The sequence below is a fragment of the Amycolatopsis jejuensis genome (assembly GCF_000717335.1).
Taxonomy (GTDB): domain Bacteria; phylum Actinomycetota; class Actinomycetes; order Mycobacteriales; family Pseudonocardiaceae; genus Amycolatopsis; species Amycolatopsis jejuensis.
Window position 1 is genome coordinate 21595 of record NZ_JNYZ01000033.1, and the last position, 18724, is coordinate 40318.

The 18724-nt window shown below is 68.7% G+C and carries 15 protein-coding genes; 7 read left to right on the plus strand and 8 right to left on the minus strand.

All coding sequences use genetic code 11. The features are described from left to right. Window positions 1-33: 33 nt before the first annotated feature. From OO71_RS36080 to OO71_RS36115, 8 genes are all read right to left on the minus strand, one after another. Complete coding sequence (locus tag OO71_RS36080) at window positions 34-2775, minus strand: alkaline phosphatase family protein (RefSeq protein ID WP_033294503.1); 2742 nt, start codon at window positions 2773-2775, stop codon at window positions 34-36. A 7-nt stretch (window positions 2776-2782) separates the two neighbouring features. After that, a complete protein-coding gene (locus OO71_RS36085; RefSeq protein WP_033294504.1) occupies window positions 2783-4135 on the minus strand; it encodes an ABC transporter permease in 1353 nt (450 codons plus the stop codon). After that, a complete protein-coding gene (locus OO71_RS36090) occupies window positions 4132-5049 on the minus strand; it encodes an ABC transporter ATP-binding protein (RefSeq protein ID WP_033294505.1) in 918 nt (305 codons plus the stop codon). Before OO71_RS36090 ends, OO71_RS36085 begins: the two co-directional genes overlap by 4 nt. A 154-nt stretch (window positions 5050-5203) precedes the next feature. Beyond that, the gene (locus OO71_RS36095; protein ID WP_033294506.1) at window positions 5204-5536 is read right to left on the minus strand and encodes a putative quinol monooxygenase; all 333 of its coding nucleotides are present in this window, start codon (window positions 5534-5536) and stop codon (window positions 5204-5206) included. Between the two features lie 46 nt (window positions 5537-5582). Continuing rightward, entirely contained in the window at window positions 5583-7289 is a 1707-nt protein-coding gene (gene ilvD / locus OO71_RS36100) for a dihydroxy-acid dehydratase (protein WP_211260783.1), read from the minus strand. A gap of 1 nt (window position 7290) precedes the next feature. After that, window positions 7291-8244, minus strand: a complete 954-nt coding sequence (locus OO71_RS36105) for a DUF6081 family protein (protein WP_033294507.1) — start codon at window positions 8242-8244, stop codon at window positions 7291-7293. Further along, on the minus strand, window positions 8241-9020 hold the full coding sequence (locus OO71_RS36110) for an SDR family NAD(P)-dependent oxidoreductase (RefSeq protein ID WP_084145513.1): 780 nt from the start codon (window positions 9018-9020) through the stop codon (window positions 8241-8243). The genes OO71_RS36105 and OO71_RS36110 overlap by 4 nt, the downstream gene beginning before the upstream one ends. Then, a complete protein-coding gene (locus OO71_RS36115) occupies window positions 9017-10339 on the minus strand; it encodes an MFS transporter (RefSeq protein WP_084145514.1) in 1323 nt (440 codons plus the stop codon). The genes OO71_RS36110 and OO71_RS36115 overlap by 4 nt, the downstream gene beginning before the upstream one ends. A gap of 307 nt (window positions 10340-10646) precedes the next feature. Between OO71_RS36115 and OO71_RS36120 the strand changes: the two genes are divergently transcribed. The 7 genes from OO71_RS36120 to OO71_RS36150 all read left to right on the plus strand — a co-directional run bounded on the left by OO71_RS36120 (window position 10647) and on the right by OO71_RS36150 (window position 18669). Next, window positions 10647-11345 carry a GntR family transcriptional regulator gene (locus OO71_RS36120; protein WP_051792632.1) on the plus strand — a complete coding sequence of 233 codons (699 nt, stop codon included), beginning with the start codon at window positions 10647-10649 and terminating at the stop codon, window positions 11343-11345. Window positions 11346-11470: 125 nt separating this feature from the next. Next, a complete protein-coding gene (locus OO71_RS36125) occupies window positions 11471-11887 on the plus strand; it encodes an HIT family protein (RefSeq protein WP_033294509.1) in 417 nt (138 codons plus the stop codon). A 25-nt stretch (window positions 11888-11912) separates the two neighbouring features. Beyond that, window positions 11913-12698, plus strand: coding sequence for a class II aldolase/adducin family protein (locus OO71_RS36130; RefSeq protein WP_033294510.1), 786 nt, complete (start codon window positions 11913-11915; stop codon window positions 12696-12698). A 1-nt stretch (window position 12699) separates the two neighbouring features. Then, window positions 12700-14097 (plus strand): amidase, encoded by a 1398-nt coding sequence (locus tag OO71_RS36135; RefSeq protein ID WP_033294511.1) that lies wholly within the window; start codon window positions 12700-12702, stop codon window positions 14095-14097. Window positions 14098-14123: 26 nt separating this feature from the next. Beyond that, window positions 14124-14960, plus strand: coding sequence for a class I SAM-dependent methyltransferase (locus OO71_RS36140; protein ID WP_033294512.1), 837 nt, complete (start codon window positions 14124-14126; stop codon window positions 14958-14960). A gap of 24 nt (window positions 14961-14984) precedes the next feature. After that, window positions 14985-15395: a hypothetical protein gene (locus OO71_RS36145; RefSeq protein WP_033294513.1), complete on the plus strand. Its 411-nt coding sequence runs from the start codon at window positions 14985-14987 to the stop codon at window positions 15393-15395. Between the two features lie 67 nt (window positions 15396-15462). Continuing rightward, the gene (locus OO71_RS36150; protein ID WP_033294514.1) at window positions 15463-18669 is read left to right on the plus strand and encodes a hypothetical protein; all 3207 of its coding nucleotides are present in this window, start codon (window positions 15463-15465) and stop codon (window positions 18667-18669) included. Window positions 18670-18724 lie beyond the last annotated feature (55 nt).

The following is an 18724-nucleotide window of genomic DNA, read 5'->3' on the forward strand; positions in this document are numbered from 1 at the left end:
GACCCGCAGGTCAGGGGCACTCCCGTCAAACACTCATCCGTCGTGGTCGGCGGCGGGGATCAGGGCTCCCGGGACGTCGTTCGGGGCGAAGATCTTGTCCTCGCCTGGGTACGGCGTTGTCCATCCGTGTGTTTCGTACCAGTTGAGGTGGTTCAGCTGGGACGGGTTCGTCGAGTCGGCCTTCGCGTTCGGGCCGGTGAGGTGCTGCTGGGACTTCCAGCCTTCCCATTCCGCGGCGACCTGCTGTTTGTCGGTGGGTACCGCGGACGACGGGACCGGGGCGGCTGCCGGGTTCGCCGGGGCCGGGACGTCGGCGCCGCACGAGGGCAGCGTCTTCAGGCCTGCCGTCAGCGACGTTCGGTTGGGCAGTGCGGTGAACGGCGCGTAGTCCGGGCTCTGGGTGAACGCTTGCCGCATCGGGGACGCTGCCGTGTCCTTCTGGTTCATCGGCTGCATGCCCAGGATCTGCTCGATCGTGCGGATCAGGGTGATCTGGGTGTAGTAGTGGCTGTCCACCACCCCGTGATTGGCCCACGGGCTGATGATCTGCACCGGGCCGCGGTGGCCGTCGACGTGGTCGGAGCCGGCCTGGGTGTCGTCCTCGACCACGAAGATCGCGGACTCCTTCCAGTACGGGCTGTGCGAGATCGCGTCGACGATCTTGCCGGTGGCGAGGTCGTTGTCGGCGACCTGGGCGGCGCCGTTCGGGGCGCCGCCGGTGTGGTCGCTGGAGAGCCAGAACATGTTGAGGTTCGACGGCCCGTTCTGCTGGAAGTCCCGCTTCCAGATCTCGTACCGGTAGAGGTCCGGGACGTTGGTGTCGAACTGCGGGTACCCCGGCGCCGACACGGCGTTCAGCGACGGAATCGCCGACCCGACCTCCATCGGGTACTTCGTGGCTTCCCCGGTCGCAGCCATGTTCTTGGTGTCGCAGTACAGGTTCTGCCACGTGGCGTCGGCCGGCTTGCGCAGGCTCGACTGGAACTCGCCGAAGTCGCGTACGGACTTGCCTGCCGCCTGGGCACCGGTCCACAGGAAACCGCTGCGCTGGTGGCCGAGAGCATCGTTTTCCGTGTCGTAACTGCGGAGGTACTCCCCTGCGCTGGACTCGGTGTACTCGGGGTTGTCGGCCTGCATCAGCCAGTTGTGGCCTTCGGCGGAGTTGGTGCCGACGTCGTAGGTGTTGTCGTACAAGCCGAACTGACGCGCGAGCGCGTGCTGGTTCGGCGTCACGTTCTCGCCGTACTGGGCGAGCGACGGGTCGCCGTTGCCCTCGGGAATGTCGCCGAACTGCTGGTCGTACGTGCGGTTTTCCTTGACCAGCAAGAAAACGTACTTGATCGTCGACGGGTCGCCGAGCTTCACCGGTACCGGCACCGGCTGGGCCTTCCCGGTGCTGTCCGCCTTGGCGAGGGAGTTGCCGTGCCAGCCGTTCTGGGTGAACACCTTGCCGGTCTGCCCCTTGATCACGTCGTCGCTCGGCAGCGTGAAGTGCGTCAGGCTGGAGGTGGTGTCGTGCGTACCGTGCTTCGGGCCGGTCGAGCGCCGGGCGTCGATGCCGCGGGTGTTGGAAACGACCACCTGGTCGCCGACCGTGGTGATCTCGGACGGGAAGTAGTCCGTGGGCAGCAGGCCGACGTAGCTGACCGGCTCCAGCGGGCTCGTGTACTTGTACACCGCGACCGCGTTGGCCCGGCCCAGCGTCACCAGCAGGTGGCCGTCGTCGGTGAGTACCGTCGCGTCCGGCTCGTAGCCGACCGACGCCTCCGGCCACGGCTGCGTCGCGATGGTCTGCACCACCTTGTCCTTGGCGGTGTCGATGACCGACACGTCGTTCGTCGCGGTGTTGGTGACGAACAGCGCGCCTTTCTTGGCGTACAACGACGTCGGGTGCAGGCCGACGTCGATGCTCTGCACCGCCGCGGCGGCGTTCGCCGTGTCGATCACGCTGACCGTGCCGCTGAGGGTGGCGGCAGTGGTCTGGTCGGCGAGAACGTCGGTGCCGTAGGAGTTGATGGTGGGCTCGCCGGGCTTGGCCGGGCGCCCGCCTTCGTTGCTCACATACAGTTTACCGCCGACCAAAGCCAGGTCACGCGGGGCGTTGCCGACGTTCCAGCTCTGCTGGATCGCCCCGGTCGCGGCATTGATCGCGACCACGCGGTTCTGGCCGTTCACCGCGGAGTACACCGTGGCACCGTCCGGCGAGAACACCGCTTCGCCCACGAGCGCACGCTTGCTGCCGTCCTTCGGGATCGGCACGAACGCAGGATCCGCGAGCGAACCGTCGGGGAGCACGGTGAACTTGCGGTAGCCGTCGGCCTGACCCAGCCACAGCGACTTGCCGTCCGGCGAGTACGTCGGGCCTTCCTGGCCGATGTCGTTGCCCGGGATACGCAGGTTGGCCGCCGCGTTGTTGCCGACGAGCTGCTGCACCTTCCAGGACTTGAGGTCCACAATGGACAGAGCCATCCCGCCGTCGGTGATCGAGGCGGCGAGGTGCGTACCGTCCGGGCTGACCGACGAGGACATGATCTTGCCCTGGTTGATCACCGTCCGCTCGCCGTAGGGGGCGAGGTACTGATCGGACGACGCGACGAGCCCGTTGTCGGTCGTCTGGCCGACCTGGTCGGTGCCGAACAGGTGAGTCTGCGCGGCGCCGATCCCGGTCCCGGTGGCGACCAGCGCGATCGCCGAGAACCCGACCGTCGCCGTTCTGACCCGCCGGCGCGGGCCGGAACGCTTCCCGGCCTGGCGCCTGAGGCGCGTTACCTGCATGCTGCAGTCATCCCTTCGGGGTGGTGGGGAGCAGGTCGACGGTCCCGTCGATCTGCCAGAGAGGGTTCGGCGTGTCCCCCAGCGGGGTACGCACCAGGAAGTAGCCGTTCACTTCCTTCGGCCCGTCGCCGTCGGCGACGTACCGCCCGTCTGCAGTGGCGTTGAGCTGGTAGATGGCCGTGCCGGCCGCGTCGGCACCGGGGAGATGCCAGGTGACGATGCAGCGCCAGTCGTTCCCCGGTCCTTCCTGCGGTCCGGTGCCCCCGGCCTTGGTGCACGCTGCGGTCGTGCGCAGCTGTTCCTCGGTCACCGCGGGACGGTTCAGCTGCCGGGTCTGCATCCGGTACAGGTGGGAAAACGCCGTGGCGACCGAGTCCTGCACCTTGTCCCGCGTGATCCCCGACCCCACTGCGGGTACCGCGACCGCGCAGAGGCCGATCGACACCGCCAGCAACCCGGCGAGCGGGACGACTCCGGCGGACAGCGCGCGCCGTCCGGCCCCGTCGTAACTCAGGTTCGTGAAATCCCGTCTCAGGAAAAGGCGGTAGGCCAGCCCGGTCGCGACCACAGCCCAGCCGAGGCTGACCGCGATGCCGATCAGCACCGGGCCGAGTTCCGCGGGGCTCGTGAACAACCCGGTCCACGAGCCGAAGCCGAAGCCCGGCAGCGCGAACCGCACCGCGATCGGCACCGGCACGACCTGCGCCAGCTGCATCACCAGCGCGAACGCCGCCGGGAGCAGCAACCCCATCGGCGACCGGCCCAGCGCGACCGAACCGAGCAGCCCGACCGCCGCCAGCGCCAAGGTCGGCGCCAGGACCGAAAGCCAGGCCAGCAGGGTCTGCGCGGCCGCATCGCCCGCGGACAGCAGATGCCCGTCGAGACCGACCAGCGGCTCGTTGCCGACGGCCAGCAGCCCACCGGCGATCCCGGACACCGCAAGCCCGATCAGCAGCACGACGACCACCGCGACACTCGCCAGCGCCTTGGCCGCGAAAATCCGGCGGGGCGACCGGATCGCCACCAGCACGTGGCGCCAGGTGCCGAGCCGGTCCTCGGCCGCGAAGACGTCCCCGGCCACGACCGAGGTGAGCAGCGGCAGCGCGTACGTGCCCGCAAACCCCAGCAATACCAGCGATCCCGCCCACCCGGACGTGTTCATCCAGCGGCCGAACAGCGTGTCGACCGGCAGCGAATCCTGCTGGCTCACCGCAGCCACGAATACCGCGGGCGCAAGCCAGCACGCCAGCACCAGCAGCCGGATCCGCCACTGTGCGGCCAGTTTGACCAGTTCGAACCGAAGGCATCGCGCGATCGACACCCGCGCGGCAGCCGTCGTCCGATCGAGAGTCGCGGTCATCGCTCGGACTCCCCGGTCAAGGCAAGGAACGCGGCTTCGAGCGGCGATACCACCGGCGCCAGCTCCCGCACCGCGATCCCCGCGCGCACCAGCCGCGTCACCAGGTCGTCCAGCGCGGGCACTCCCCCGCGTACGACCAGCAACTCGTCCGCCGCTTGGACCACCTGGATCCCGGGCGTTTCGGCCACCGACCGTTGGGCCGCTTCGGTATCGGAAGTCCGGAGCCGGTAGTCGAGCTCGGCGCTCTCGGCCGACAGCTTGCCCAGAGGTCCGGCGAAAACTACGCGGCCGGTCGCGACGATCGTGACTTCCGAGCACAGCGCTTCGACGTCGTCCATGCGATGGCTCGACAGCACCACCGTCACCCCGTCGGCGGCAAGGCGGTCCAGCACCCGGCGGACCTGCTTCGCCCCGGCCGGATCGAGCCCGTTCGACGGCTCGTCCAAGACCAGCAGCCGGGGTTTCGACAGCAACGCCGCGGCCAGCCCGAGGCGCTGCCGCATCCCGAGCGAGAACCCGCGGACCCGGTCGTCCGCGACATCGGTCAGCCCGACCTCTTCAAGTACCTCGTCGATCGACGCGGTGCTCGCCGCTCCGCCCAGCAGCCCGGCCAGCGCAAGCAGGTTCCGCCGTGCGCTCAGCGCCGGGTAGAGCCCCGGCCCGTCGACGAAGCCGGCCACCCCGGCGGGGGTCGCCGATTTGCCGACCGGCTCGCCGAGGATTTCGAGACTGCCCTCGTCCGCGGCCGACAGCCCGAGCAGCAGGCCCAGCAACGTCGTCTTCCCGGCGCCGTTGGGCCCGACCACCCCGTGGATCCGGCCCTGCTCCGCCTCGAAATCGATCCCGTCGAGCGCGACGACGTCACCAAAGCTCTTGGTGAGACCGCGGGCGCGGACCGCGAGCGTTCTGTCCATGAGTTCCTTCCGTCGCAACCGGAAGGAACTTAGGTACCCGAACCAACTTGAGAGGGCGCGGCGGCCGAACGGCCGGGAAACCAGGCATGGCCAGCGAGTGCGCTACCTGTCCCCTTGCCGTCGGTTGGGCGTCCGCTTACCTGGCCCGCCTGTCTCAAGCGGGCCAGGTGGGGGTGACCTCGCCCATCTCGACCCAGGCGTCGCCGGGCAGCTCCTGGTAGTTCAGCGACGGCTTCTTCGTGACCCACCTGCCGAGATCGACGAAGAACTGCTGGGCATAGGGGGTCTTGACATGCTCGCCGCCCGCGTCCCCGTCGCGGAAGACCTCGATCACGGCGAACTCGTCCGGATCGTCGCCGTGCTGGTAGTAGTCGAACGACACGTTCCCTGGCTCGCTGCGCACTTTGGCCGTGTATTCGGCGATCCCGGTGCGCCACTCGTCGCGGCGGTCCGGCCTGATCTGGAGCTGGATGACGATAAGGATCACGAGCTGTGCCTCCGGATGGTTGCTGGTGCGGTTCCCGAATCGAGGGTCAGGGGTCCATCTCCCACTGGACGTTCCCGCTATGGGTCACGGCGCCTTGGTTGGCCGGTCCGACAGTAGCGGCGTATTTCTCCAGCAGCCCGCCGTGCGGCCGAGCCGGGGCTGGCCGGGGTAACGCCCGGCGCGCGTCCAGCTCGGCTTCGTCAAGCTCGACCTGGAGCGTGCTGACGCCGTCGCGCGCGTCGATGGCGATGATGTCGCCGTCCTGGAGCAACCCGATCGGTCCGTCGCAGGCGGCTTCGGGGGAAAGATAGCCGATGCACATACCACGCGTCGCGCCCGAAAACCGGCCGTCGGTGATCAGCGCTACGCGTTCTCCCATGCCCTGGCCGTAAAGCAGCGCGGTGATCCCCAGCATCTCGCGCATCCCGGGGCCACCGCGCGGTCCTTCGTTGCGGATCACGATCACGTCACCGGGCGAATAGGCCATCTCACGCACGGCGGACAGGCAGGATTCTTCCGACTCGAAAACCCGCGCCGGTCCCCGGTGTTCGAGCCGGGTGAGGCCTGCCGTCTTCAGCAGTGCACCGTCCGGCGCGAGATTGCCTTTCAACACCGTCACTCCCCCGGTGGCGGCAATCGGCGCACTGCAGTTGCGAACCACTTCGCCGTCGGGTGCGGTCACCGCGGCGAGTTCGTCCGCCAGCGTCCGCCCGGTGACGGTCAGGCAGTCGCCGTGCAGATGACCGCCGTCGAGCAGGGCCTTGAGGATCACCGGAGCCCCGCCGATCTGGAAGACGTCCTTCGCCAGAAAGCGGCCGCCCGGCTTGAGGTCGGCGATCAGCGGCGTCCGCGCGAGCACGGCGGCGACGTCGTCGAGATCGAAGCGGATGCCCGCTTCGTTGGCGATGGCGGGAAGGTGCAGCGGCACATTGGTCGACCCACCGGTGGCCGCGACGACGGCGCAGGCGTTCTCGAGCGCTTGACGGGTCACGAGGTCCCGGGGCAGCGGCCCGCCGCCGAGCACCGCCTGCATCAGCACCTTTCCGGCCCTGCGCGCCATCGGGGCGCGGGCGGAATAGACCGCGGGGATCATCGACGAGCCGAGAACGGCCAGGCCCAGCGCTTCGGACACCATCCCCATGGTGTTGGCGGTGTATTGCCCCGCGCAAGCACCCGCCGTCGGCAGGCAAGCCCGCGCCATGGCTTCCAGTTCCTCCTGCGTGGCCTCGTCCGCCAGCACCCGGCCGATCATCTCGTAGGTGTCGACGATGTTGATGTCGCGTCCGCCGAGATGCCCCGGCAAGGCCGCCCCGCCGTAGAGGAAAACAGCGGGAACATTGCACCGCACGATTCCCATCAGGAGCCCGGGCATGTTCTTGTCACAGCCGCCGGCCGCGAATACGCCGTCCCACTGATGGGCGCGGACGGTCGCTTCCACGCTGTCGGCGATCAGTTCCCGCGAGATGAGCGAAAAGCGCATGCCCGAATGGGCCACGGATAATCCGTCCGAAACGGAAACCACCGGACATTCGTGCGCCGTTCCGCCGCCCGCGTAGATGCCGGTCTTGGCGTGCAAAGCCTGGTCACGCAATGCCGTATTGCACGGGCTCATCTCGCCGCCGGTGTGGATCACCGCGACGTGCGGCCGGTGGAGATCCTCGTCGTCCTCCCCCAGCGCGTAGAGGAAGCTGCGGGTGGTCGTCCGGACCACTCCCTCGCGGATGACCTCGGAGCGAAACCTTCGGGACGGCACCTCAACTCCCTCGATGGGAAACCGTGAAACTCTTGCACCTGATCTCGGCGCCCTGGCCGAACAACCGGCTTTCCGGCCTGCTTTCGGTGTCGACATAGCGCTGTGGATGGGGGGCACCGCGCTTCGGGTCGAAGAACATCGGATAGCCGTAAAGATCGACGAGGCCGGGGCCGCCGTCGAGGGACGCGTCCATCAGCGTGAACATGCCGAGGCCGCACTGCAGCTGGTTGACCCGGGCGAGCTGGTCGTCACCGCCGACGTCGATGGCCAGGTAACGGCGATCGATCCGATGTCCGACCCGGGTGATCTCGAAGACGAGTTCACCGTCGGCGAACCAGCGCGCCACCCCGGAATCGCGGTCGTAGGAAACGGCGAGCCGATGCCAGTCATCGGGGGTCCGCGAACCGACCGGCACCGCGAAGGAGAACGCGGCATAGTCGCCGAAGGTATCGCGCGCGAAAGGTGCCCGCTCGTACATCGCGAAGATTTCGGTGTTGGTGAGGAAGAAATTGAACACGATGTTTGATTCGGCATCCATGGCGACCAAAGCCGCGGCACCGAGCCGGAAGTCGCTTTCGGCGTCGCGGACTGCGGCGCCGAACGGATGCCGCGCGGTGCCGTACGTACGACCGCCCAGCAGGGCTTCGACGTGAATCGCCTTGCCGGATGGCGTATCGAAGCCGGTGAATCCGCCGGACGATTGGTGGTCGACCGAGGCCACCCATTTCACGTGATCGAGGACCCCGGGATGCGGCGCGTCCGGCGGAACCTGCGGCATGGTCTGGGTAAAGGCCGGTTCGCCCGAATCCGGATTGACGCCCTTCGCTTTTACCGTGAGGCCGTCACCGATGGTCACGACCGCATCGGCGGGCCGGAAATCGCCCTCCTCGTGCGAGCTCCATCCGGATGGGAAGCCGCTGGTGAAGTCGTCGGACCAGACGACACCCCCGGTCACACCGGCACCTTCACCGACATGCCGCCATCGACGACAATGGTCTGCCCGGTGACATAACTCGCCTGATCCGAAGCCAGGAAAAGCATGGTGTGCGCAACGTCCTCCGGTTCTCCCAGCCGCCGGACCGGAATGGCGGCCGCAACTTCGGCCTGCCGCTCGGGCCCGCCCAGCTCTCGCAAGGCATCGGTGAGGATCGTCCCCGGCTCGACCCCGTTCACCGTGATGCGATCGGGCGCATATTCCAGCGCGGCACCGATGATGAACCCATTCAGACCTGCTTTCGAGGCACCGTAATGCACCATACCCGGGGCCGAAAAGCGCGGGCCGCTGAGCGAGGAAGTGAACAAGAGCCGGGGCGACGGCGCTTCGCGCAGCATCGGCGCCGCGGCTTTGGTCAGCCAGAAGGCCGCCTTGAGATTGACGTTCAGGGTGCGGTCCAGGTCCTCTTCGCTGATCTCGTCGACCGTCCCCAATGGACACTCCCCGGCATTGTGCACGACGATGTCGATCCGGCCGAACAGGCGGACGGTCTCCTCGATCAGCGAGAAAGCCGCGGCGCGGTGGGCGAGATCGACGAGCACGAGCTTGCCGGTCCCGCCTTCTGCTTCGATCAGCCGGACCGTTTCCTCGCCGGGTCCGGCGGTGCGGGTCGCGACGACGAGGTTTGCCCCGGCCCGCGCGAACACGCGGGCGATCGCGCGCCCGATACCGCGTCCGGCACCGGTGACGACGGCGACCCGATCGTCCAGCCGGAAGGGCGGAATGGTGTCCGTCACGACGATACCTCGGCTTGCGGCAGTTCCTCGGCAACCGGATTGGCCGGCACGGGACGCCGTTTCACCAGCGTCCGTCCACAAAGGAACGCGGCCCCGCAGAAGACACTCGCCCCGGCGCACACGATCGCGAGCGCAGCCCCGACACTGGACGGGCTGCCCATTGCCGTGGCGACAATGCTGACCAGGCTGGGCGCCAGCCCGAAGCTGACCACGATCTGCCCGGTCGAAATCACCGCCACGCAGAAACCGCGCAGCTCATTGGGAAGCAGAACCGTGACCAGGGTGAGGACCACCGAGATGATCATGGTGCCGGCCAGAAGAAATCCGGTAAGGCCGATGCTGGCGAACAACGCACCCGGGGCGAGCGCGAACAGCCCCAGCACTCCGCTCAGTGCCCCCAGCACGGTCAGCAACGTCATCGCGCGGGCCGCCCCGCCCGACCGGATGCAGCGATCGGCGGCGAAGCCACCCAAGATCGGACCGAGCAAGCCGCCCACCACGAGCGCGAGGCTCATGATGCCGTTGGCCGCGCCGATGCCCAGGTCGAAGTTGCGGGCCAACGTGGGGACGACCCACACCACGGTCGTACCGTCGGCAACACCGATCGCCATCACGCCGCACAGCAGCGGCCCGGAGACTCGCCGGAAAGCCCAGAGCTCACGCGCGGATTTCGCGACGGTGGGCCGTACTTGGGCGATCTCCTTGCGTTCCTGTTCGCGCAGAAGAAACGACAGCAGCAACACCGCGAGCAAGGGAATGCTCAGCACGAGCGTGCCCGGCCGCCACATGTCGGGGGAATGGAAAAGCGCGGCGACCCCGGCCCCCGCGGCGAATGCAGCAGCCATACCCACGATCTGCGAAACCCCGTAAACCATACTGCCGCGCCCCCGCTGCGAGCGCGGGAACAGGTCGGCCAGCAGGGAAATCACCGCAATACCGACGGCTGCGGTCGAGAAACCGATGATGAATCGCGCGACGAGCAACATCGGCAGGTTGGAGCTCAGCGCCGTGAGAAGGGTGCCCACGAGGTTCAGCAGGCAGAAGACGGCCAGGAGGCGGGCCCGGTTGAACCGGTCCACCAGCAGGCCGACCGGAACGCCGCCGAGTACGGCCGGGATGGCCATCGCCGTACCCATCACCAGCGCGATCTGGTTGTCACTGAGATGCAGGTTGGCCTGCAACGGCTCCTGCAGCGAGTTCAGCGCCGTGCGGCAGAAGAATGACGCTCCGACGAAGACCGCGAGAAACGCCACTGTCGTTTTCCGGCCCGGTGCGAGGGAGAACGGCGCACTCGATTTCGGGCGGGACACCTTTGTCATGCCGGGAACCTCCGGTCAGCGGGAAGTCCGCGAAAGACTCAGCGGACCCCGGTCTTGGGGCATCGAGTTCTGCTCGGGCATCCGGCGCACCGGTCGGGTGCGGCGGATCCCGCAAGGGAAGGAAAGCCCTGCTCCGCGCGAAGCAGGGGAACTTGGCGGGTATCCCGGACCGGCCGGTCCTTGGTCTCAGGCACGATCTCTTCGTTGAGCCCGGCCGGGCGTAGGATATACACTATACCGTAGCTCCACGGGTAGCCATGGTGCAAGGTTCGGATGCAGGGTTCGGCTGAAGCGAGGAGATTTCCCCATGATGGCCTTGGAAAGCCAGCTCCGGTCGGTGGCGGGTGTGAACAGCTCCGCCGTGGACCTGGTGACCTCCGAGATCCGCCGGGCCGTGCTCACCGGCGCGCTCCCGGCAGGCGAGCAGTTTTCCATCCGCGACCTGGCCGCCCAGCTGGGGGTCAGTCACATCCCGATCCGGGAGGCGCTCCGCCGGCTCGAATCGCAGGGCCTGATCGTGCTGCGGCAGGCGCGCAGCGCGAGCGTCGCGCCGCTGTCATCGGACGACATCGCGGCCATCTACCGCCTGCGCTACCGGATCGAACTGCCGCTGGCGGGCGCGTCGGCCGGGCGGCACACCCCGGCCGAAGCCGACCGGCTCGGCGAGCTCCTCGAGCAGATCCGCGACGTCGACCCGGAAATCGCCTGGCAGAGCCACCACGACTTTCACGAGGCACTGGTCCACCCGGCCGCGAATGCCTGGGACTACCGGATGCTCGACACCCTGTGGCACGCCGCCGAGCGGTACACCCACCTCGTGTTCGAGCCCATGCAGGTCACCGAAAAAGAGCGTCGCCGCCGGTACGAGACCCACCGGCTGCTGCTGGACCTGACGCTCGCCGACGGTGCCGACGCGGCCGACGCCATGGCGGACGCACTGCGCGAGCACCTGGCGGCCAACGAGGCGCGGATCCTCGACAGCATCCGCGCCATCGAGAACCCCTGACCGATCGCATCTTGTGGCCCAAGCCACTCTCGCTTAGCATGGGTGATATATCCTAGCGAATAGCGAGGAGGTCCAGTGTTCGTGCTGATCCTCGAACAGGCATTTCCCTCTCCGGCGGCCCCGACGTGAGCACCTGCCTGCCGTGCGCCCTCGATGATGCGGACGACGAGGCGGTGGTCTATCGCGACCGCGCCTGGGCGTGCGAAGTGAGCGACGGCTACGAGGTTCCCGGGTGGTTCGTCCTGCGGCTCCGGCGACATACGGAAGGGTGGACCGGACCCACCGCCGCGGAGCTGGCCGAGTTCGGCCCGCTGGCGCAGCGGCTGAGCGCCGCGATCCAGCAGGCCACTGGCGCACCGCGGGTGTACTTCATGAGCTTCGGCGAGAACTACCGGCACTTCCACTTCCTGGTCATCGCCCGCGACCCGGCACTCCAGCCGGACCGGCGCGGCGCCGCAATACTGTCCCTGCTCCCCGACCACCGCGATCTCGCTGCTTCCCTCGCCGTCGCCGCGAAGGTGCGGACCGCACTGACCGCCTGAGAAATCCCGACCCGGAAGGACACCGATGTCCCTGCCGACCGATACCCCCCGCGACCTGGCGCTGGCCTGCCGGGCGCTGGGTTCCTTCGAGATCGGAACCGGCCTACTCGCGCATCTGACCCTGCGAGGTACCGGCGGTTCGACCTTCTGGACCTACCAGCTCGGCCAGAGCCTGGAAGAAGTGCGCACGGCCGACCTCGTCGAGGTCGATTTCGATCTGCACCCCGTTTCCGGCGAGGGCCGGGTCAACCCCAATCTCCGGATTCACGGGGAGATCTACGCGGAGCGGCCGGACGTGCAGTCCATCGTCCATCACCACGGCGCCAACGGCGTCGTGCTCGGCGCACTCGGCTCCACCGTCGTCCCGTTCGACCAGCATTCCGCGCGCTGGTACGAGGAAGTTGCGCTGGCCGAGGTGTACGAAAGCCCCCTGCTCAACACTGCGAGCGCATCGATCGCCAAGGCGCTGGGCAGCAAGAAGGCGTTGCTGCTCAAGCATCACGGCGTTCTGGTGACCGGTAGCTGCCTCGCGGACGCGGTTGTGTCCACTGTGGAGCTCGACAAGGTGTGCGGCGCGCAGCTGAAGGCAATGGCCGCCGGTACGCCCGATCACATGCCAGCCGCCGAGGTGGCCGATGTCCAGCAGATCATGTCGTCCGCCGTCTACTACGAGGCGACTTGGGCGTATTACCTGCGCCGGCTCACCCGTCTCGGGCTTGACGAAGGGGTCGACGACGGGGCACCGGCCGCGTTCGACGCGGTCGATGTGGATCTTCAGCGAGACTATCGCAGCAACCGTGCGGAGAAATAGCATGACCGACCTGTGGCGTCTCTCGGCGACCGAAATGGCGCGGCAAGTGAAAACCGGGGAGACGACGTCTCGCTCCCTCGTCGAAGCCCACCTGGCCCGGATCGACGACGTGAATCCGCGAGTGAATGCCGTGGTTCGCGTACTGCGTGAAGAAGCGCTCGAAGCCGCCGACCATGCCGACCGCGAACGGCAGCAAGGGTCGGCGATCGGCCCGCTTCACGGCGTTCCCTTCTCTGCCAAGGAATGTATCGACGTCGCAGGCCTGCCGACGACCTGGGGTAACCCGGCGCTGGCCGACGCGGTCTCGCCCGGTGACGCGCCAGTGGTGGAACGGATGCGGGCTGCGGGCGCGATCCCCATCGCCCGCACGAATCTCCCTGACTTCGCGTTCCGGCCTTCGACCACCAGCACGCTTTACGGCCTGACCCGCAATCCGTGGGACTACGAGCGGACCGCGGGTGGTTCGAGTGGCGGTGACGCCGCGGCGCTCGCCTCCGGGATGACACCGATCGGGCTGGGATCGGACCTCGGCGGCTCCTTGCGCAATCCCGCCAACGCCTGCGGCATCGTCAGCGTCCGGCCGTCGGCGGGGCGGGTACCGTGCGCACAGCTCATTCCCGGCCCGGATCAGTACATCACCAGCCAGCTGATGAACGTCCACGGCCCGATGGCCCGCACCGTGGCCGACGTCCGGCTCGTGCTCGAGGCGATCATCGGTGCGCATCCCAAGGACCCGTGGTCGATCGATGCGCCGCTCGCCGGAAAACCGGTCCGGTCGCCGATTCGCGTCGCCGTCTTGTCCGGCATGCCGCTCGAGAGCGCCGTGGCAGATGCCGTACGCGGGGCCGCGGATGCCTTGTCGGACGCGGGTTATGCGGTCGAAGAGGCCTGCCCGCCGCGGTACGAGGAAGCCATTGAAACGTGGAGCGAGCTGATCATCGGCGATCAGCGTTACCGCTCCGAAGAAGTACTGCCGCTCCTCGGGCCGGACGAACTCAAATACTTCACCATGCACACCGATGCGGTACCGGCATTCGCTGATTCCTTTGCCATGTCGGCTTCCTTCCAGCGCCGGCACCGCATCGCGATGGACTGGTCCGCCTTCCAGGACGAGTACCCCCTCCTCCTCGGCCCGACCTGGACCCGCGTGACCCCCGGGCACGGTTTCGACCTGGCCGGCGATCTGGCTTCGCTGCAGGCGATCATCCGGCCGGTCGCGCCCGCGAACCTGCTCGGCCTGCCCTCGGTGTGCGTGCCCAGCCAGCTCGACCCGGTGACGGGGCTCCCGATCGGAGTCCTCGTCGGCGGCCGCCGGTTCCGCGAAGACCTGTGCCTCGACGCCGCAGCCGTCATCGAAGCTTCCGGCACTATCTCGACCCCGATCGAACCCCGGTTCTGAATTCCCTTCCGGATTGGAGATCTCCGATGCCCACCACCGATGCCCCCGCCTGGGACTTTGTCGGACACTACGTCGGACGCGATTCCGTCGTTCCCGATTTCGGCGCGCTCGGAAAGTACGAGTTCGTCGCGGAGGCGCTCCTGCCGATCACCCGCGGGATCGTCGAAGCCGCCCGGATCCAAGCCGGGGAAACCGTTCTCGACGTCGGCGCGCGCAACAATGCCGCGCTGCTTGCCGCCCAAGCCGGTGCCCGGGTCACCGCCATCGAAATCTCCCCGCGCCTTCTCGACGTGGCACGGGCCGCTTTGAAAGACTATCCGGATACGCGCTTCGAACTCGCGGATGTCGCCCGGCTGCCCTTTCCCGACGCCAGTTTCGACGTCGTGATCGATGCAATCTCCCTGATGTTCGGCGCCGACCGCGAAGCCGCGATCGCCGAAATGGCCCGGGTCGTGAAACCGACCGGACGGATCGTGTGGACCGGCTGGTTCGGCGGAGACGCGATCTCCGAAGCGGCGAAAATCCAGATCAGCGACACGGCCGCGGTCGTCGGACATGCGCCGTTTCCCTACAGCTATTGGGGAAATGAGGCCGAAATGCGTGCGCTCTTCGCTGCACAGGGCTTCCAGGTCCAGGTGACGAAGCATCCCGACGTCACCACCGGTCCGGCACCGCGGGAATTCCTCGCCGGGCTCGACCAGGTCCACCCGGTCTCCCGGGCCTGTAGCCTGGCGTTGGAAAAGGCGGGTGTCCTGGAACAGACGATGGAGAGAATGGCGAGCGTGCTCGAGAAGGCCAACGAAGACCCCGATGGCGGGACGAAACTCAGCCGGTTCTACGTTTCCGGTGTCGCCACCCGCTGATCGCCCGCCGCTGGGAGAACCCCGATGACCTTTCAAGACGAGATCGCCGCATTCTTCGAATCGTACGTCGACGCCTTCGCCCGCTTCGACGCCGACGCGGTAGCCGCGCTGTGGGAGCCGGTCGGATTGTTCCCGTCGGCCACCGGCAACTCCGCGATGGACGTGCAGGAATTTCGCGGCCATTGCGGAAATCTGATGGATTTCTATCGCAGCCAGGGGGTGGCCCGCCCGGAGGGCAAGCTCCTGACCGCGACGGAACTCTTCCCCGGCGTCGCCGAGGCCCGGATGGCGTACCGGGTGTGGGGTGAGAACGAAGAACTGATCGCGGAATGGGAACACGTCTATCTGCTGCGCCGCAGCGATCGCTGGCTGGTGACCTTGACGATCGCGGACGGCGAGATGGCCGCGTGGACCGCACGAGGGGCGAAGCTCTGACCTGAATCGAACTGCTTGAACCCAGCCCGGATTTCCCGTCTCACTGCAGCCCGGAATAATCCCGGCAATGGACATGCGCGCCTTGGTGGAACAGGTGACCCCGCTGGCTTTTCCCGCACGCCAGCGGGTCATCGCCGACACTGCACGCGCGCTGGCCGGAACCGCGGAGTTGAGCAGGCTGCTGGCGGAGCTCGACGCGGTACCGGGGATTCCGCGGGCGTGGGCCGCGACGATGGCGATGATCGCGGACGACGACACCCACCTGCGGCGCTGCCTCACCACTGGGGACGCCGGGCGGGTCATGGGCCACTGCGCCCGGCACGACCGGCACTTCGACGTCGTCGCGCAGGCGTTGCCGACAGCGCCCCTCGCGTGGCGGCATGCGCTCTACCGTGCGATGCGGGCAACCGGCGCAGCCGAATGGGCCGGGAATCTGCTGCCGCTGGTACGCGAGCGGTTCGGTGACCACGAGGCCGCGGCCGTGCTGCCCGCGTGTGCCGCGGACACCGTGGAAAGGCTGTTGCCGGAGCTGGATTTCGCGGTGCCGAACGTGGCGGCGTTGACCCACCGGCATCCCGCGGCCGTGCTCGCTCACCTGCGCCGCCGGCTGACCGACGCGAGCGAGGCCGGACGGGACGGCGGGTGGGCGTGGTTCGGTCCGGGACTGCGGCACCTGGTCCGGCACGACGCCGGGCAGGTCATCGAGTTGCTGGCGCACTCGGGACCGGTCACCGACCTGCCGCCGGGCTCGGACCGCTGGCTGGCCGCCCTGACCGCGGCCGATCCGGATCGCGTTGCCGCGGTCCTCGCCGATCCCGGGCGGCGCACGTGGTGGTTCGGGCTCGGCCGGAACCTCCGGCGCGCGCTGCGCGGGGCGTCGGACGCTTCCCTGATCGTGCTCGCGCGTTCCCTCATCACCGACGACACCCGGCTGGCCGAGTTGCTGCGCGGGTTGCCGCCCTCCCGGCGGGCGGCGGTGCTGAACGGCGCACTGGGTGACCGCAACCTGCTTTCGCTGTCGCTGCTGGACCTCCTGCCGTGGCGAACCCGGCACGAGCAGGCGCGCCGGCTGCTGGCCACCCGGCCGGTCGCCGAGGATCCGTCCCTCCGGTCGGAAGTCACGGCGCGGCTGCCGTGGCCGGAGGCCGAGCCGGTGCTGCGCGCCCGGACGGCGCACCCGTCCGCGGACGAGCGGGCGGAGGCCTACGCGTTCCTGATCGGCGCGGCGGCCGCCACGCGGGACCCGGACGTCGTCGCCCGCCTGCTGGCGTCGCTGACCCGGCTGTCCGGTGAGCAGGACCCGGTCCGCTATGCCGCACTCGAAGCGGTCGGCGCGATCCCGGGGTGGCTGCTGGTCTCGGCCGACCTGGAGAAGCTGGCCACCGACGCGGTCCAGGCCCGGGACGCGTCCTGGGCCACCAGGCAGGAAATCCTCACCTTGGCGGCGCGACTGATCCGGCACGGGACGCTGACCGCGCAGTCCGGCATGGTCGGCAGCGGACTGCGGATCCTGCAGTTGTCCGTCGACCACGCGGAAACGCCCGACCTGCGCGGGATCGGCCGGGACCTCCCTCGCAACGCCGAGGACGTCCTGTTCACGGCATTGCAACCACGGATTGCCGCCGACGCGCGCGCCGGTCGCTTCGACCTGGCCCTGTCGCTGGCATCGAGCTTGCAGCGGCGGGCTTGGCCGATGCCCGACCTGCAGGACTACGTGGCCGAGGCAACGACCGCGGCCGACGAAACCGTTGCACAGCAAGCGATTCAGCTGTGGCTGGCACCCCCGGAGACCCGGGACGGGCGCGTCGAAGTCGTGGTCCGCCGTGATCCGTCCACGATCACGGTGACCGCGGTGGCGGACGCGATCAGCCTTCGCCGGACCGACCTGCTCGACCACGTGCTGGACGGGCCGCCCGACGAGCTGCCGGTGTTCGCGCACGGGCAGCGGCGGTGGTTACCCGCACAGGTCGCCCGGTACGCCGAACTGCTCGCGAACGTGGCGACTTCGCCCGAGGAACCGGTGTGGAAACGGGTGTCGGTGATTCGCCGCTGGGCAAACCTGCCCGGCATCGGCGCTGATGCCTTGCAGCCGTTGCTGTCGGACGACGAGGTCGCCGTGGTGGAAGCCGCGCTGGCCGGGACCGCTGATGCGCTGGACATCTTGCTCGGTTACGCCGGAACCGACCGTGCCCAGGTCGCGCTTTCTTCGGCACGGCGCTCCGCCCGTTCCGTACCGCCTGCTGAGCTGATCGCGGTGCTCCGCCCCGTCCTGGCCGGGCGGAAGGTGACATCGCGGAAGGAAGCGACGCGGCTCATCGCCGAACACCGCGTGCCGGACGCGTCCGGTGAACTGGCCGCGATGTGGGCAGATCCGGACCTGCATCGGGACGTTCGCCGCAGCATCGTGTCGGCAGCGCGGTGGCTGCTCGACGACGACCGGGCTTGGCAGTGGCTCACGGAGGCGGCCAGCCTGTCCGACGTGGCCACCGCGTTGGCCGAACCCGGTCCGCTGCACATCGCCGAGCGGCACCGGCCGCGGTACGGCGCTTTGGTGCGGGCCGTGGCCAGCAATGCCGATCCGGAGGTCGCGCGGATCGGATTGGCCAAGTGGCCTGCCTGGAGCGCCTGGGACCGCGCAGGCACGCCGGAACTGGCCGCGCTGATCGGCGACCTGACGCACACCGCCACCTGGCGGGAGGCCGTCGACGCCGTGATCACCGCATGCGCCGTCACCGGCGATCCGGCGCCGCTGCGAGCCGTGGTCGAAACCCTGACCGGCGCGGACGAGTTCGTCGCCCCCGACCGCGATCTGCCTGCGCGGCAACGGTTACGCCACTTAGTCGACTGCCTCGGGTCGCAGTCGGACACCGGGCTGCTCGGCGCTGCGGAAGAACTGTCGGTGACGCTGGCGGCCGACCCGGACAGCCGTACAGACGCGCTCATGCTGGCCGTCGCCGCCCTGCCCCACCGCGGCGACCTGCTCCCGGCCCTGCGCCGGATCGCCGCCCTCGCCGACCGGCCCGCACTGGCCTGGCAGGTCACGGACCGGCTGGAGGACTGGCTGTCCGCCCACGACCGCCCCGGATTGCTGGACACCGCACGGAACCTCACGGCCACGCCGACGGAGGCCCTGCTGGCCGTCGGCATCGCCGCTCATGCCGGTGCGAACACCGGATGGCCAGCCCCGTGGCGCGACCTGCTGTCGGGGCTGCGCGGCCACTCGGACCCGGACGTACGGGACCGCGCCCTGCGCACAGCCCTCGCTCCCGAGTGATCGGTTGTACCGTGAGCAGGCCGTCCCGGATCGCTCGACACCGCACGGAATCTCA

What these genes read in the sequence shown, in the direction of transcription:
- OO71_RS36080 (WP_033294503.1), bottom strand. Translation starts at nt 2,775, where the DNA reads ATGCAGGTAACGCGCCTCAGGCGCCAGGCCGGGAAGCGTTCCGGCCCG.
- OO71_RS36085 (WP_033294504.1), bottom strand. Translation starts at nt 4,135, where the DNA reads ATGACCGCGACTCTCGATCGGACGACGGCTGCCGCGCGGGTGTCGATC.
- OO71_RS36090 (WP_033294505.1), bottom strand. Translation starts at nt 5,049, where the DNA reads ATGGACAGAACGCTCGCGGTCCGCGCCCGCGGTCTCACCAAGAGCTTT.
- OO71_RS36115 (WP_084145514.1), bottom strand. Translation starts at nt 10,339, where the DNA reads ATGACAAAGGTGTCCCGCCCGAAATCGAGTGCGCCGTTCTCCCTCGCA.
- OO71_RS36120 (WP_051792632.1), top strand. Translation starts at nt 10,647, where the DNA reads ATGATGGCCTTGGAAAGCCAGCTCCGGTCGGTGGCGGGTGTGAACAGC.
- OO71_RS36130 (WP_033294510.1), top strand. Translation starts at nt 11,913, where the DNA reads ATGTCCCTGCCGACCGATACCCCCCGCGACCTGGCGCTGGCCTGCCGG.
- OO71_RS36135 (WP_033294511.1), top strand. Translation starts at nt 12,700, where the DNA reads ATGACCGACCTGTGGCGTCTCTCGGCGACCGAAATGGCGCGGCAAGTG.
- OO71_RS36140 (WP_033294512.1), top strand. Translation starts at nt 14,124, where the DNA reads ATGCCCACCACCGATGCCCCCGCCTGGGACTTTGTCGGACACTACGTC.
- OO71_RS36145 (WP_033294513.1), top strand. Translation starts at nt 14,985, where the DNA reads ATGACCTTTCAAGACGAGATCGCCGCATTCTTCGAATCGTACGTCGAC.
- OO71_RS36150 (WP_033294514.1), top strand. Translation starts at nt 15,463, where the DNA reads ATGGACATGCGCGCCTTGGTGGAACAGGTGACCCCGCTGGCTTTTCCC.